16 protein-coding genes are annotated in these 15214 nt (G+C 62.9%); 8 read left to right on the top strand and 8 right to left on the bottom strand.

Going from position 1 to position 15214, the window contains the following annotated elements; genetic code table 11:
* The first annotated feature begins 170 nt into the window (after nucleotides 1-170).
* The 7 genes from BLT00_RS03365 to BLT00_RS03335 all read left to right on the top strand — a co-directional run bounded on the left by BLT00_RS03365 (nucleotide 171) and on the right by BLT00_RS03335 (nucleotide 5887).
* On the top strand, nucleotides 171-1049 hold the full coding sequence (locus BLT00_RS03365) for an MBL fold metallo-hydrolase (protein ID WP_092141769.1): 879 nt from the start codon (nucleotides 171-173) through the stop codon (nucleotides 1047-1049).
* 45 nt (nucleotides 1050-1094) lie between these two features.
* Nucleotides 1095-2765 (top strand): bifunctional protein tyrosine phosphatase family protein/NAD(P)/FAD-dependent oxidoreductase, encoded by a 1671-nt coding sequence (locus BLT00_RS03360; protein WP_092141772.1) that lies wholly within the window; start codon nucleotides 1095-1097, stop codon nucleotides 2763-2765.
* Nucleotides 2766-2793: 28 nt separating this feature from the next.
* Nucleotides 2794-3597 carry a sulfite exporter TauE/SafE family protein gene (locus BLT00_RS03355; protein ID WP_092141775.1) on the top strand — a complete coding sequence of 268 codons (804 nt, stop codon included), beginning with the start codon at nucleotides 2794-2796 and terminating at the stop codon, nucleotides 3595-3597.
* Between the two features lie 43 nt (nucleotides 3598-3640).
* Complete coding sequence (locus BLT00_RS03350; RefSeq protein WP_092141778.1) at nucleotides 3641-4075, top strand: YeeE/YedE family protein; 435 nt, start codon at nucleotides 3641-3643, stop codon at nucleotides 4073-4075.
* A 2-nt stretch (nucleotides 4076-4077) separates the two neighbouring features.
* Nucleotides 4078-4515: a DUF6691 family protein gene (locus tag BLT00_RS03345; RefSeq protein ID WP_092141781.1), complete on the top strand. Its 438-nt coding sequence runs from the start codon at nucleotides 4078-4080 to the stop codon at nucleotides 4513-4515.
* A complete protein-coding gene (locus BLT00_RS03340) occupies nucleotides 4512-4700 on the top strand; it encodes a YgaP family membrane protein (protein ID WP_092141787.1) in 189 nt (62 codons plus the stop codon). Before BLT00_RS03345 ends, BLT00_RS03340 begins: the two co-directional genes overlap by 4 nt.
* Nucleotides 4701-4795: 95 nt before the next feature.
* Nucleotides 4796-5887 carry an ArsO family NAD(P)H-dependent flavin-containing monooxygenase gene (locus tag BLT00_RS03335; RefSeq protein WP_092141790.1) on the top strand — a complete coding sequence of 364 codons (1092 nt, stop codon included), beginning with the start codon at nucleotides 4796-4798 and terminating at the stop codon, nucleotides 5885-5887.
* A 45-nt stretch (nucleotides 5888-5932) separates the two neighbouring features.
* Here BLT00_RS03335 and BLT00_RS03330 read toward each other — a convergent pair whose 3' ends face one another.
* From BLT00_RS03330 to BLT00_RS03300, 7 genes are read right to left on the bottom strand one after another with little or no spacing between them, the layout of a single operon-like run.
* Entirely contained in the window at nucleotides 5933-7300 is a 1368-nt protein-coding gene (locus tag BLT00_RS03330) for a sensor histidine kinase (protein ID WP_092141793.1), read from the bottom strand.
* Complete coding sequence (locus tag BLT00_RS03325) at nucleotides 7297-7959, bottom strand: response regulator (RefSeq protein ID WP_092141796.1); 663 nt, start codon at nucleotides 7957-7959, stop codon at nucleotides 7297-7299. Before BLT00_RS03325 ends, BLT00_RS03330 begins: the two co-directional genes overlap by 4 nt.
* A gap of 11 nt (nucleotides 7960-7970) precedes the next feature.
* A complete protein-coding gene (locus tag BLT00_RS03320) occupies nucleotides 7971-8615 on the bottom strand; it encodes a tetratricopeptide repeat protein (RefSeq protein WP_092141799.1) in 645 nt (214 codons plus the stop codon).
* Nucleotides 8612-9421 (bottom strand): SDR family oxidoreductase, encoded by an 810-nt coding sequence (locus tag BLT00_RS03315; protein ID WP_092141802.1) that lies wholly within the window; start codon nucleotides 9419-9421, stop codon nucleotides 8612-8614. The genes BLT00_RS03320 and BLT00_RS03315 overlap by 4 nt, the downstream gene beginning before the upstream one ends.
* Nucleotides 9408-10082, bottom strand: a complete 675-nt coding sequence (locus BLT00_RS03310; protein ID WP_092141805.1) for an iron-containing redox enzyme family protein — start codon at nucleotides 10080-10082, stop codon at nucleotides 9408-9410. The genes BLT00_RS03315 and BLT00_RS03310 overlap by 14 nt, the downstream gene beginning before the upstream one ends.
* On the bottom strand, nucleotides 10069-11559 hold the full coding sequence (locus BLT00_RS03305; protein WP_092141808.1) for an AMP-binding protein: 1491 nt from the start codon (nucleotides 11557-11559) through the stop codon (nucleotides 10069-10071). The genes BLT00_RS03310 and BLT00_RS03305 overlap by 14 nt, the downstream gene beginning before the upstream one ends.
* Complete coding sequence (locus tag BLT00_RS03300; RefSeq protein WP_092141811.1) at nucleotides 11549-12226, bottom strand: thermostable hemolysin; 678 nt, start codon at nucleotides 12224-12226, stop codon at nucleotides 11549-11551. Before BLT00_RS03300 ends, BLT00_RS03305 begins: the two co-directional genes overlap by 11 nt.
* Nucleotides 12227-12470: 244 nt before the next feature.
* On the opposite strand from BLT00_RS03300, the gene BLT00_RS03295 reads away from it, so the two are divergent.
* Entirely contained in the window at nucleotides 12471-14177 is a 1707-nt protein-coding gene (locus BLT00_RS03295; protein WP_092142709.1) for an amidase, read from the top strand.
* Nucleotides 14178-14341: 164 nt separating this feature from the next.
* On the opposite strand, the gene BLT00_RS03290 is transcribed toward BLT00_RS03295, so the two are convergent.
* Complete coding sequence (locus BLT00_RS03290) at nucleotides 14342-15196, bottom strand: LysR family transcriptional regulator (protein ID WP_092141814.1); 855 nt, start codon at nucleotides 15194-15196, stop codon at nucleotides 14342-14344.
* Nucleotides 15197-15214: the final 18 nt, after the last annotated feature.

Raw genomic sequence — 15214 nt, 5'->3', positions numbered from 1 at the left:
CCAATGGCAGTTAAATTGTCTGGGCATCGGCCCGCACCCTCGCGGACTCATGAAGTTAAATCAATAAAATCATTAGGTTAGCCTTTTAAAACGACCCAGCATCCACCTGGCAGCATTATTGCTCTGTCTGTTCTTCAAGCGGTTCGATGAGAGCCCAAAGGAGACCGTTCATGACCGTAAAACCGTACGTCGAAGGATTTTTCGATCCGGAGACCCACACTGTCAGCTATCTGGTGCTGGACAAAACGACGCGCCAGTGCGCCTTGATCGACAGCGTCCTAGATTTCGATCCCAAATCCGGCCGTACCACAACCACTTCGGCCGACAAGCTGATGGCCAGGGTGATCGAGCTGGAGGCGAAGGTCCAATGGATTCTTGAAACCCACGTCCATGCCGACCACCTCACCGCCGCCCCGTACCTGAAGGAAAAGCTCGGCGGCACGATAGGGATCGGCAGCCAGATTGCGACTGTACAAGAAGTCTTTGGCACGCTGTTCAACACCGGTGGGGAGATGCCCCGCGATGGCAGCCAGTTCGACCACCTGTTCGTCAATGACGAGTCGTTCACTATTGGAACGCTGCAATGCCATGCGCTTCACACGCCGGGCCACACCCCCGCCTGCATGACGTATGTCATCAGCGACGGCCAGGAAACGGCTGCATTCGTTGGCGACACCTTGTTCATGCCCGACTACGGCACCGCACGGTGTGACTTCCCCGGTGGCAACGCGCATACGTTGTTCCGGTCCATCAACAAGGTCTTGAGCCTGCCGGCCAACACCCTGCTCTACACCTGTCACGATTACCAACCCGGTGGCCGCGAGGTGCAGTTTTCCAGTACCGTCGCCGAGCAACGCGCCGACAATGTCCATGTCCGAAACGGCGTCAGCGAAGAAGCATTCGTGGCAATGCGCACCCAGCGCGATGCCTCGCTGGACATGCCGATGCTCATCCTGCCATCGGTCCAGGTCAACATGCGGGCCGGGCATTTCCCGGAGCCGGAATCGAACGGCACGTGCTACCTGAAAATCCCACTCAATCGGCTCTGAAGACCGGCCCCCCTTATAAGAAAAACCGTCATCACGGAGACAGTCATGGACATCCGCCACCTTGCGTCCGGCCTCTCGATCTCGGGGCAGATTCAACCCGACCAAATGAGTGAGATCAAAACCAGCGGCTTTCGCGCCATCATCTGCAACCGCCCTGATGGTGAAGGCAGCGATCAACCTTTGTTTGCCGACATCCAGCGCGCGGCACAAGCGATGGGCATCGAGGCGCACTACCTTGCCGCAGAGTCCGGCAAGGTGACCGATGAGCAAGGCGTTGCCTTCGGCAAATTGTTCGAGTCCTTGCCCAAGCCAGTGTTGGCGTACTGCCGCTCCGGCATGCGCTCGACGACGATGTGGGCGCTGTCCCAGGCCGGCCAGCAGCCCTTGCCACAGATTGTCGAAGCCGCCAGGAAAGCCGGCTTCGACATGAAAGGCGTCATTCGTAGAATTGCCAATGAGGGACGCACGCCTGTTGGCGTGGCCGAGGCCCGACATGCCGTGGTGATTGTCGGCGGCGGCGCGGCGGGCATCGCCACAGCCTCGAGCCTGTTGGCCCGCGAGCCAGGCCTGGATATTGCCGTCATCGATCCGGCGGATGTGCATTATTACCAGCCCGGTTGGACCCTCGTCGGCGGTGGCGTGTTCGAGGCACAACAAACCGCCCATACGATGGGTGCGACCATTCCCCGGGGCGTGCATTGGATCAAAGCGGCTGTCGCGGCCTTCGAACCTGAAAACGACGCCATTATTCTCGATGGGTGCCGCGTGGTCCGCTACGAGCAGTTGATCGTATGCCCGGGCCTGAAACTGGACTGGCATGCCATTGAAGGCTTACCGCAGACACTGGGGCGCAACGGCGTCACCTCGAACTATCTGTACCACCTGGCCCCCTACACCTGGGAACAGGTGCAGCAACTGCGCAGCGGCCGGGCCATTTTCACGCAGCCCCCCATGCCGATCAAATGCGCCGGGGCCCCTCAAAAAGCGATGTACCTGTGCGCCGACCACTGGAAACGCCAAGGCGTACTCGGCGATATCGAGATCGACTTCTGCAGCGCCGGGGCTGTCCTGTTCGGTGTTCCCGACTACGTGCCGGCCTTGATGGAGTACGTCCGCGCCTATGAGATCGACCTGAATTTCGGCAGTACGCTGACCTCTGTCGATGGACCGGCACAAACGGCGACCTTCAGCTGCGTCAAGGCCGATGGTAGTACTCACCGGGTGACGCACGACTTCGATCTGCTGCATGTGGTGCCCCCTCAGGTCGCGCCGGATTTTATCCGCGTAAGCCCTCTGGCTGATGGGGCGGGCTGGATCGATGTCGATCCCGACAGCTTGCGGCATAAAACCTGGGCGAATATTCACGCACTGGGCGATGCCACCAATACCAGCAACGCAAAAACCGCAGCGGCGGCGCGCAAGCAGGCGCCCGTGGTCGCCCATAATGTGCTGGCGGCCATGGGCAAGGCCAAGGGCAGCGCCCATTACGACGGCTACGGTTCTTGCCCGCTGACCGTGGAACGAGGCAAGGTCGTGCTCGCTGAATTCACCTACGGCGGCAAGCTTGCCCCCAGCTTCCCGTCCTGGCTGATCGACGGCACTCGGCCTTCGAGACTCGCCTGGCTACTTAAAGAGCGAATTCTTCCGCCGCTGTATTGGAAAGCCATGCTCAAGGGCCGTGAGTGGCTGGCGAAACCTGAACTGGCGGACCTATGAAATCGAACCTCTGCTCCAGGAGACCGAGATGATTGCAGTCCTGGTACTGGGCTTTGCGGTGGGCGTGATCCTGGCGCTGACCGGAGCCGGCGGCGGCATACTCGCCGTCCCGTTCCTGGTTTTTGGCGTGGGCTTGAGCATGGCCGAAGCCGGGCCCATTGGTTTGCTGGCGGTGGGCCTGGCTGCCACCCTGGGCGCCGTGATGGGCCTGCGCAATGGCATCGTACGCTACAAGGCGGCGCTGTTGACGGCCAGTGCGGGGGTCATCTGCTCGCCGCTGGGCCTTTGGCTGGCGCAGCGCACGCCCAACCGTCCGTTGACGATCCTGTTTGCCTTGTTGCTGATGTACGTGGCGTTTCGGGCCTTGCAAAAATCACTGCCCGCTCGTGCCGGGGCAAAGGCATCCGCCGCGCGCAAACCGCCCCCCTGTGTCCTGGACGAAAACCGCGGCAAGCTGAACTGGACCGGCCCTTGCGCATGGGCGCTCACAGCGTCGGGCATGGTCGCCGGGGTGCTTTCCGGACTGCTCGGCGTGGGCGGTGGTTTCGTCATGGTTCCGGCGCTCCAGCGGTACACCAATTTGACCACGCAGTCGGTGCTCGCCACATCGCTGACCGTCATCGCTTTGGTCTCCATGTCGGGGGTGCTGGCGAGTTCGGCGATGGGGCACCTGCAATGGCCAATAGCGCTACCCTTTTCCATGGGGGCCATCGTCGGCATGCTCGGCGGGCGCCTGGTCGCCGCGAGGTTGCCGGAACCCCATCTGCAAAGAGGCTTCGCCCTGGTGTCCACGCTGGTAGCGGTCGCGCTGCTGGTAAAAGCCCTGGGTTGAATCGCCTAGTGGAATATCAACGATTGTGCATCGGAGAACGCTGATGAATCTCGACTGGCTCAACTTCACGCCGTGGTCATCCCTGGCCGGCGGCATGCTGATTGGCCTGGCGGCCGGCCTGTTCGTGGTCGCCAACGGCCGGATCGCCGGCATCAGCGGGCTGATCGGCAGCCTGCTGCAGCGAGGCAGCGAAGGGGGGGGCGAAAAGGCCCTGTTTCTCCTGGGCCTGCTCGTCGCGCCGCTGGTATGGGGCGTGTTTGCCACCTTGCCGCCGATCGAGTTCCAGAACGGCTGGTTCGGCCTCACTGTCGCGGGCCTGTTGGTGGGTGTCGGCACTCGTTACGGTTCGGGCTGCACCAGTGGCCATGGCGTGTGTGGCCTGTCGCGCCTTTCACCGCGTTCGATGGTCGCCACGGCGTGTTTCATGCTCAGCGGTTTCGCCACGGTATTTATCCTGCGTCACGTGATGGGGGTTTGAACATGCGCAAACTGACGGCATTCATCGCCGGCCTGCTCTTTGGTTTCGGGCTGCTCCTGGCGGGCATGGCCAACCCGAAAAAGGTGTTGGGTTTCCTGGACCTGGCCGGCACCTGGGATCCGTCCCTGGCGCTGGTGATGATCGGAGCGATTGGCACCGCCATCGTCCCCCTGGCTTGGGCACGCCAACAGACTCATTCGCTGCTGGGCAGCCCCATGCAGTTGCCGGTCAAGCGAGAACTGGACCCACGCCTGATCGGTGGCAGCCTGGTGTTCGGCATCGGCTGGGGCATTGCCGGCATCTGTCCTGGCCCCGCCGTGGCCATCCTGCTGACCGGACACTGGCAGGCCATTGTGTTCATGCTGGCCATGTTGGCGGGCATGTTGCTGTTCACCGTGCTGGAAACCCGGCGCGATCAATTGATCGGGAGATTGTCATGAAAGCCAACATTGGAACCATTGACCGGGGCGCACGTATTGCCGTGGGGCTTGTCCTTATAATTCTGGCCCTGACGGGCTCGATCGGCGCCTGGGGCTGGATTGGCCTGGTGCCACTGGCCACGGGTATCTTTCGCTTCTGTCCGCTCTATTCGTTATTGGGCATCAAGACCTGCAAACGTTGCTGAAGCGTACAACGGCCTTTCTCCTGGAGCGGCCATTGACGTTGCAAGCCCCTCTTGGAGCCTTGCAACGGGCTCCCTCAACCAAAGGATTCACCGCCATGCCCTGCTCACAGCCCGAGACATTTGACGTAGTCATCATCGGCGGGGGCCAAGCAGCCTTGGCGGTGGCCTATTTCCTGCGGCGCACGCCTCTGTCGTTCGTCATCCTCGATGCCCAGGAGGGACCCGGTGGTGCCTGGCGGCATGGCTGGAACTCGCTGCGACTCTTTTCCCCGGCGACCTGGAGTTCGATCCCCGGCTGGATGATGCCCCCCTCACAGGATGGCTATCCGTCGCGAGACCATGTGGTCGACTACCTCACGCAGTATGAACAGCGCTATGGATTCCCCGTGGTGCGACCGGTACAGGTCACCCGTGTGGAACCCACCGAAACGGGCTTGCGCGTATATGCCACGGACAAGCACTGGGATGCCCGGGTCGTGGTCAGCGCAACGGGCACCTGGAGCAACCCCTACATCCCTCGCTATCTTGATGCGGCCTTGTTCGCCGGCCAGCAACTGCATTCGGCGGACTATGTCGAGGCGGCCCCGTTCGCCGGCAAGAAAGTCCTGGTGGTGGGCGGCGGCAATTCAGGGGCACAGATTCTGGCCGAGGTGTCGAAAATCGCCGAGACCACTTGGGTCACCCCCATCGAACCACTGTTCCTTCCTGACGAGGTCGATGGGCGCGTGTTGTTCGAGCGCGCCACCGAGCGCTGGAAGGCCCAGCAGGAAGGTCGCGTCATCGACCAACCCGTGGGAGGGTTGGGTGACATCGTCATGGTGCCGCCGGTGGTCGAGGCCCGTGAACGCAACGTCCTTCAGGCCGTCAGGCCTTTCGAGCGCTTTACCCGCAACGGCGTGATCTGGGCCGACGGCCGCGAATCAGCCGTGGACGTGGTGATCTGGTGCACCGGATTCAGGCCCGCCCTACAGCATCTGGATGCGCTGGGGGTGCTCAACAACGACGGCCGTGTGGAGGTCGAGGGCACCCGCTCGATACAAGAGCCCAGGCTGTGGCTGGTCGGCTACGGCGAGTGGACGGGGTCGGCTTCCGCCACCCTGATCGGCGTTACACGCACGGCACGCAGCACGGTTGGCGAGATAGTCGACTTTCTCGCCCGGCAATCCATGGCCGATTCGCCTGCTTGAAGCAACGCACGGGACCGGCCACCTGTCATGGCAGCGGAAAATCGCTTAGAAGCGCCCTATTTCCAAGGTCGCGCACAGCCCACCCTCGGTGCGATTCTCCAGGCGTATGTGCCCTCCCAGACGATCCGCGATGGTGCGTACGATCGTCAGCCCCAAGCCCGCCCCTTGGTCATTGCCGCGGCTGTAGAACCGCTCGAAGAGCCGCTCACGCTCAGCCTCGTCGATACCCGGCCCCTGGTCTTCGACTGACAGCTCGTAGTGATCGCCCTTCCTGGCCAGGCGTACGGTGATCGTGCCGTTGGCCGGCGAAAAATTGGCCGCATTGGTCACCAGGTTGTTCAAGGCGATGTCGATGGCCACTGGGTCGATTCGAACCGGGCCGATGTCATCGCTGACATCCAGCACCGGCTCGAGCCCCTTGCTCAACAACCAGGGCGTCAGCTGAACCAGGCTCGCACGAACCGTGGCGGCCAGGTCGATGACCGCAGGCGTCGGCACACCTGCCTGCGGTTCGAGTCGCGCCATGGTGAGCAGCTGATTGACCAAACGCGTGGTGCGATCGACGCCAGCGATCAGGTGTTCCAGGGACTCGCGACGGCTTTGCTCGCTCCCCGCCTCCATCAGGTTCTGTGCATGCACCCGCAGCACGGCCAACGGCGTACGCATTTCATGGGCGGCGTCGGCAATGAAACGCCGCTCACGGCCCATCACCTCCTGGATCTGCGCCAAGACGCGGTTGAGGGCCGCCTGCATGGGCTCAAGCTCCGTAGGGAGCGGCATCATTTGCAGGGGCTCCAGTGAGCCGGGATGCCTGGCCCGCAACTTCGCCGCCATATCGACCAGGGGTTTGAGCCCCCAGCCGATGGCCAGCCAGATCACGGCCGCAAGCACCACGCTGCCGATCAGGTTGGGGACGACGGTGTGACGAACAATGCGGTCGACCAGGTCGGCACGCACGTCGTCACGCTCGCCCACCCAGATCTTCAAGCCGTATTGCGCGTCGTCGAGGACGAACGCCCGCCACTTACGGTTTTTCTGGTCCACGACCTCACTGAAGCCAGGCGCGCTCGGCGGTGAGGTGAACGACGGCGCGCTGGACGTATGCACCAACACCGAACCCTGTGAGTTCCAGACCTGGAAAGCGATCTTGCTTTCATAGGGATGACCGTCGACTTTGGGCGCTGCCTGCCCCAACGCCGAATTGAACGCCTGATACAGTTCGGCGTGCTCCTTGCTCGCCATCGGCATGCGCATCACGCCCTGCAATAGCCGGGCATTCTGCGCCAACTGGGCATCGTAGACCTCGGCGATTTCGTGGTTGCTGTCATGCAGGTTGAATACGGTGATGATCAACAAACCAAGGAACAGCAGGCCAAGAATCAACGTGAGGGTGCGACGCCGGATCGAACTCATCGACGCTCCTCCACCAGGTATCCGACCCCGCGAATGGTGCGGATCAGGTCGGTGGAGAATTTCTTGCGCAGGTGATGGATGTGCACTTCCAGCGTGTTGCTCTCGGCCTCCTCGCTCCAGCCGTAGAGCAGTTGCATCAGATGATCGCGAGTCATGACGCGACCCGGCGGCGAGAGCAGCTCATGGAGCAACTGATACTCCTTGGGCGTCAGGGCCACCGGCTTGCCTTGGTAACTGACTTGCTGGGTACCTGGGTTCAGGCTGATGCCGGCATGTTCGATCAACGCTTGGGCGCGGCCGGCGCTACGACGCAACAAGGCCCGTAGCCGGGCCTTGAGTTCCGCCAGATCGAAGGGCTTGACCAGATAATCGTCGGCCCCTGCGTCCAACCCGGCGATACGATCCTCGGTGGCATCGCGGGCAGTGAGGATCAGTACCGGCAGGTTGGAGCCACTGTCACGCAAGCGCCGCAACACTTGCAGGCCGTCCATGCGTGGCAGGCCCAGGTCGAGCACCGCCAGGTCGAATGCTTCACTGAGCAACGAATGCAAGGCGCTGCTGCCGTCCTGCACCCAGTCGACGGTATAACCTTCGCGACTCAGGGCCTGATGGATGCCCTCGCCCAGGGCCACGTCATCCTCGATCAGTAATAAACGCACATCCGCTCCTGTCAGTTCAGTTGCTTGTTCACATCCACCAGTAAGGCGTCGATCTCCTTGCGACGCCCGGCATCAGCCGTTTCCCGACCCGGCCGCGGTGCTGCCTGCAAGGCTTTTTGCAACGCTGCCTTGGCTTCGCTATAGCGCTTCTGACGGTAGAGGTGATCGCCCCAAAAGTACAGGCTGTCGATGCCGTTCGGGTTGAGTTGCAACGCCTGCTGGAGCAATTGCCCGGCCTTGTCCGAGTCGCCGAAACCCAGGGGCCAGCCCGGCACCCGGTCGTAGAGTGCGCCGAGGCTGGTATAGGCCGAGCCTTGCAGGGCCTTGGGGTCCAGGGTCAGGGCTTTTTCCAGGTCGCCCTTGGCATCCTTGACCTTGCCCAGTGCACCGATCCCCCCCTTGGCACCGGCCCAACTGCTGTTGACGATGCCAGACCAGATCCACGCTTCGGCCACCGATTGGCGCTCCTGCTTGAACGCCGAGGCCTGGACGGCGAGTTTTTCAAACGCATCGGCACGTTGGCCTTCGGGCACTTCATATTGAATATGGGCCCAACTCTGCTGGATGTCGCTGAGACGTTGCTGGTCGGCCGCCTCCAACGCCCAGACGCTTTGGCTCAGGGTGCCGATCAACAGGCAAGCGAGGATTTTTTTCATGGCTTGAGATGCTCGTTTTCGGGTTTGTGACTGAGACGGCGCACCAGTGGCAATTGCTTGCGCAGGCCACGGTCCACCAGGTTGGGCAGCAGGCTGTTGAGGCCGACGAAAAAGCGTTCGGGCCAGCCCAGATACAACTCGCGTCGGTCGCCGATAATCGCGTGGATCACCGCCGCCGCCACGGTTTTCGGGTCGTCGACGTTGGCCTTGAGCGCTTGGTTGAGCGCATCGACCGCCGGGCTGTTCATTGAGGTACGGGTGGCCCGGGGCGCTACGTAGAGCACCCCGACACGGGTATCGGCCAACTCCCGGCGCAAGGCTTCGGAAAAACCGCGCAAGGCAAACTTGCTGGCGCAGTAGCTGGCATAGCCCGGGTAGCCGATTGATCCATAGGTCGAGCCAACGTTGACCACCATCGCACTGTCAGCCTGCTTGAGCAGTGGCAAGAGCAGTTTGGTCAGGCAAATCGGCGCGCTGATGTTCAGCGCCAGCATGGCGTTGATCTCGCTGTCGTCGAGTTGTTCGAGCATGGCGAAGTGGTTCACGCCGGCGGCATTGATCAGCAGGTTGATACCGCCCAGAGCCTCGGCGGCGACCAGTACTTTGCGCCGGTCGACGAGGAAGGTCAGGTCGGCTTCGACCCAGCTCAAGTGCTGCGGATAACGCTCCAGCAACGGCTGCAAGGCTTCGTGATGCCTGGCCACGGCCAGCACCCGCGCACCACTGGCGCACAAGGCGGCGGCGATGGCCTGGCCGATTCCGCCACTGGCGCCGGTCAGCACGACACGCGCATCACACAAGCGCATGTTCATGCTCCCCGTCACGCGGCAGGCCGCGGAACATGTCGGTGTACAACCGGTACACCACCTTGGAAGCACGGATTACCGCAGCCTGGTCCGCCGGATCCTCCAGCCGGTTCATCAAGCCGCGATAGGTCTGCATATGCTCGATGTCGAGCGAACCATGGGAGCTGAGGTAGCTGAACGCCGTGGGTGGCAACTCCAGGCGCTGCCGGATGCTGTCAGCGGCATGGGTCGCCAGAGCGATACTGGTGCCTTCCAGCACATTGACCATGCCGAACAGGCCCACCGGGTTGCCTCGGGCGATCAAGTCGTAGAGGTAACTGACCATCAGCTCAATGGGCAACGACGGCTGACCGTTGCGCACCGCTTCCTTATCGCCACCGCACACGGCAATGTCATCCAGCACCCATTGCTCGTGGCCGTACTCTTCGTCGATGTATTCGCACACGGCCTTGCGCAGCCATTCCAAATGCGCTGGCAGGCGCGCCCCGCAAGCCATCATCAGCGGTACGGTGTGGCGCACGTGGTAATACGCCTGGATCAGGAAACCCCGGTAACTGGCGAGGCTGACCTGGCCGTCGAGGGCGTCGCGGATGATCGGCAGATTGAACAGCGCCTGGCGCTCTTGCTGGGTGGCTTCTTGCAACGTGTCAAAAAAACTCATGTGGGGATTCCTCGGACAAGACAGATGAAGTGAGCTGCGCGCGGTAATGCTCGACGATGGCCTCCCGGCGTGGCCGGCCATTGGCGGTGAGCATGCCGTTGGCAGCGCTGAAGGGTTGGTCCAGGCGCGTCCAGCGATGGACCCGCGCGTAGTCGGGCAGCGTGTCGTTGGCCTTGGCCACGGCCAGCTCCAGCGTTTGATCCGTGCAGTCGGCCCGGGCGGGCCAGAGCAGTGCATGGTTGTGCGGCATGGCTTCGCCATAGACAAAGGCCTGGGCAATGTCACCGCCCTGGGTGAGTTCGGCTTCAACCCATTCGGGGTTCACGTTGCGACCGAAACTGGTCACGAACTGATGCTTCTTGCGACCGCGCAGGTAAAGGAAACCGTCTTCGTCGAACTCACCCAGGTCGCCGCTGGGCCACCACTCGCTGGCATGCGGTGGCTCACCCAGGTAACCGAGCAGCATCGAACCCTTGATCAGGACTTCGCCATCATCGGCCAAGCGGATCTCCACATGGGGCAGCGGCTGGCCGACACTGCCGGCGCGATGAGCCTGTGGCCGATTGAGGCAGACCACCGAGGCGCATTCCGACAGCCCATAGCCTTCAAACACCGGCAGGCCAACACGCTGGGCCCGCTGCAACAAATCGTGGGACACCCGTGCCCCGCCAACGGCGGCGAATCGCACGATGTGCGGGTTGAACATCTTTTGTTCGGCAGCCATGACCAACATCAGCAGCAGCTGCGGAACCAGGATCAGGCTCTGCGCCCGACGCTCGGCCAGGCATCCCAGCAGCCGGGTCGGGTCGACCCCACTGGCGCCCTGGATGCCGAGGGTTTTCTGGCTGGGCAGGCTCAGCATGGCGCCGGCATACAACGCCGCGTAGCAGCCAAGGTTTTCCAGCAAAATCGCCAGGGGCAGTAACGCCAGGTGATGCCTGGCCTCGACCGGTTGGCTGGCCTGCTCCAGTTCGCGGGCCACCCGCAACAGGCTGTCGGCGCTCAGGCAGACGCCCTTCGGCGTGCCGGTGGTGCCAGAGGTGAACGTCAGCTTGGCGGTGCCTGCCGGCAGACGGCTCGGTCCGTCGAAGTGCCGTCGCCAGAACTCGCCACTGTGCTGGTATCCGGCAGCTTGCAGTTGCGCTTCGAATGCGGGCTCGGCAATCACTCGCTCGGCCTGGCTCTGCTCCAGGCAGTGCCGACGTTGAGCCTGGCTGAAAAACCCGGGCAGGATGACGCAGGTCAGCCCTTCGAACAGGGCGGCAAGGTCCCAGAGCATCGCTTCGATGCCGTTATCCAGAGCCAGGGCGACAACACTGATGTGTTCATCGCGCAAGCGTTGCTGGCGGTACACCACTTCGGAATAAAGTGTCGCGTAGTCGAGCTGCGAGCCGTCGCCCCACAGTGCCACGGCATGGCCCCTGCGCTCGGCATGACCACGCAGAGTGCGCTTGAAGCGTTCCATTTCAGGCGACATGGCTGGTTTCTCCGAGGTCCGTCGGCAGTCCCAGGCGATTGAACACGCCGGTATTGCGCAAATGAATGAAACCGGCGCGGATGTTTCCAACGTGAACCCACGGCTGGCTCTCGTAGTAGCGGCCCCAGAGATGACGGTCCTCGCCGAGGCGCTGCGGGTCTGCCGGGCACAGCGTCACAGGCTTGAGGCCCAGGCGATGGAAGCTGTTGACCAGGCCGATGTTGCCAGTGAACGCAACCCACTCCAGGCCGCCCATGGCCAACAGATAAGTGATGGCTATGATGCTCAGCCGAGCGCTGCCCGTGTCGCTGGCGGCCAGGTTGCCAACCTCGACGATGCCAGCGCGGTCCACCGCGCGATCGGCGGCGGCGCTGATCAAGGGCTCGATGAGGCTATCCAGATAATGTTCGAGGAACAGCGGCCCCTGGGCGGCCCGGCGCACGCCAGCGGCTGCGCAGAGCGTGCCATGGACATCGTCGAGCCCGAACAGCTCCGGCATGAAGTGACGAATATCGGCACCGTGGACCTGGCGAAAACGCTGCTGGATGAACGCCTCGAACTCAGCTCGCCGGGCTTGTCCCGGCAAGGCCCGGTGCAAGTGCCGAACCGGCGGGCCGGCATCACCGAAGGCCAGCGGCAGGCGGATGTTCCAGTCGAAATCGGGCATGGGTCAACGTTCTCCCTCGGGCTATTGGGAGAAAGTATCGAGGCCGTTTCTTAACGAAGTCTGAAGGTGGCAAATTTTCGCTCGTTCGAGAGACAGTGCGGTCAAAACCCGACTGCCCCTGATCGCTATTCCGTAGTACAGTGCGCAAGTCCGATAAATATCCACTTTGAGATGACCTGAAGTCTCAGGAGCAGCTTCAATGGAACCGAACACCCCGCAATCCCTCTGCCGCGGCGCTAACAGCATGATCGAAATCACCGAAGCCTCCATTGGCCAATTGCGCGCTGCGCTGGAGTCGGGCCAGACGACCGCGGTGGCGCTTGTCCAGGCCTACCTCGCCAGGATTGATGCCTACGACGGCCCCGACACGCCCACAGCCCTCAACGCGGTGGTGGTGCGCAACCCCGATGCATTGAAAGAGGCCCAGGCCTGCGATGCCCGTCGGGCCAGCGGCCAGACCCTGGGGCCGCTTGACGGCATTCCCTATACGGCCAAGGACAGTTACCTGGTCAAGGGGCTCACTGCCGCTTCCGGCAGCCCGGCGTTCAAGGACCTGGTTGCTTATCGCGATGCGTTCACCATCGAACGGCTTCGCGCCGCCGGGGCGATCTGCCTGGGCAAGACCAACATGCCGCCCATGGCCAACGGCGGCATGCAGCGCGGGGTGTATGGCCGTGCCGAGAGCCCGTACAACGGCGACTACCTCACCGCGCCGTTTGCCTCCGGCTCTTCGAACGGTGCGGGCACGGCAACCGCCGCCAGTTTCGCGGCGTTCGGCCTTGCCGAAGAAACCTGGTCGAGCGGGCGCGGTCCAGCGTCGAACAATGGCTTGTGCGCGTATACGCCGTCGCGCGGGGTGATCTCGGTGCGTGGCAACTGGCCGTTGACGCCGACGATGGACGTCGTCGTGCCCTTCGCCAGGACCATGGCCGACCTGCTCGAAGTGCTGGACGTGGTGGTCGCCGAGGACCCGGACACCCGTGGCGACCTGTGGCGCCTGCAACCCTGGGTACCGATTCCGAGCGTTGATTCAGTTCGTCCGGCCTCGTATCCGAGCCTTGCCAGCAACCCAAGTGCGCTGGCAGGCGTTCGGTTCGGCGTTCCTCGGATGTACATCAACGCCGACCCTGAGGCGGGCACGGCCCAAGCCCCCGGCATCGGCGGCCCGACGGGGCAGCGAATCATCACCCGCGCCTCGGTGATCGAGCTCTGGGAGCAAGCGCGCAAGGCGCTTGAGGCCTGTGGCGCCGAAGTGGTCGAGGTGGATTTCCCCCTGGTGTCCAACTGCGAGGGCGATCGTCCTGGCGCACCTACGGTATTCACCCGCGGCCTGGTTTCCAAAGAGTTCCTGCACCATGAATTGTGGGACCTGTCGGCCTGGGCATTCGATGACTTCCTGCGGGCCAACGGCGATCCGAAGTTGAATCGCCTGGCCGACGTCGACGGACCGAAGATCTTCCCCCACGACCCGGGCACCCTGCCCAACCGGGAGGATGATCTGGCGGCCGGCATGGATGAGTACGTGAAGATGGCCCAGCGGGGTATCACGCCGTGGGACCAGATCCCGACCCTGCCCGACGGCCTGCGTGGGCTTGAACAGACACGTCGAATCGATCTGGAGGACTGGATGGAGCGGCTGGGCCTGGACGCGGTGATCTTCCCGACCGTCGCCGACGTCGGGCCGGCGGATGCGGACGTCAACCCGGCATCTGCCGATATCGCCTGGAGCAATGGGGTCTGGGTCGCCAACGGCAACCTTGCCATCCGCCATCTGGGCGTGCCTACGGTCACCGTGCCGATGGGCATCATGGCGGATATCGGCATGCCCGTCGGGCTGACATTCGCTGGCCGCGCCTATGACGATTCGACGTTATTGCGACTGGCTTCGGCGTTCGAATCGATCGGTTCAAAACGCCTGATCCCGCCGCGGACGCCGCCGCTGTCGGCTTGATCGTTTAGTAGGCTCGGTCTTGTCTTGGGGCTGCTGCGCAGCCCAGCGGGAGCAAGCTCCCTCGCCACAAAAAGCAGCGTTCGACTTCATTTTTGAGTACGAGCGCAACCCCGTGGCGAGGGAGCTTGCTCCCGCTGGGCTGCGCAGCAGTCCCTAGACCGCTTCTACAGCCGGAAATACTGTTGCATCGCACGGGAAAGCAGGTTCACCGCCTCATCGCCGTGTGACGCCTGGGCTCGCATGAACACCACCTCGTGCTCCTTGATGACCGGAAGGTCTTCGAGGATCTGCATGGCATCTGTTACGCGCGCACGGTCTATCAGGCTGACCGCCAACCCCGCCTCCACACACGCCTTGACGGCCTGGTTGGAGGGGCTTTCCAGAACGACTCGGGTCCTGCGGCCGCTTTGCCTGAGGGCCTCCATCATCGCTTGCCGATAAGGGCATTGCGCCGCATGCACCGCCAACGGCAGTGGCGCCATCGGGGCCATCGTCGTGTGGACCGGACCAACCCAGACCGGCGTGGTGGAAACCAGCACTTGCCCTCCAGCACTGGCCTGACCCTTCGGCTGCACAACGACCGCTGCCTGGAGCTGGCCACGCTGCACCAGGTCACGTAACGCGTAGCTTGGCGCGGTCTTGAGTTCCAGCACCACGTTGGGCCACGCGGCGGCGAAGGCCGGGAGGATGTCGCGGATGACATGCTCGGCGTATTCATCCGGCACCCCCAACGTAATGCGTCCCGCCAGCCGGGCTCCGTGCAGATCGGCCAGCACCCGGTCATGGGTGCTCAGCAGTTCCGTCGTCGCCACGAGCAGACGCTTGCCCAACGCCGTGAGGGATACCGATTGATTGTCCCGGTTGAGCAAACGCCCGCCAGCGACCGCCTCCAGGCGCTGAATATGCACGCTGACCGCCGCCGGGCTTTTGTGCAGTTGTTCTGCCGCCGCACTGAATTTGCCGATTCGCGCCACCGCATGAAAGGTACGGATCAAGTCGATATCGAGTATGGCCGTCATGATTCAATCTTCGTGAAG

This window comes from Pseudomonas sp. NFACC51 (assembly GCF_900103575.1).
GTDB classification, from domain to species: domain Bacteria; phylum Pseudomonadota; class Gammaproteobacteria; order Pseudomonadales; family Pseudomonadaceae; genus Aquipseudomonas; species Aquipseudomonas fluorescens_Q.
This window is presented reverse-complemented; position numbering and strand designations above follow the sequence as displayed.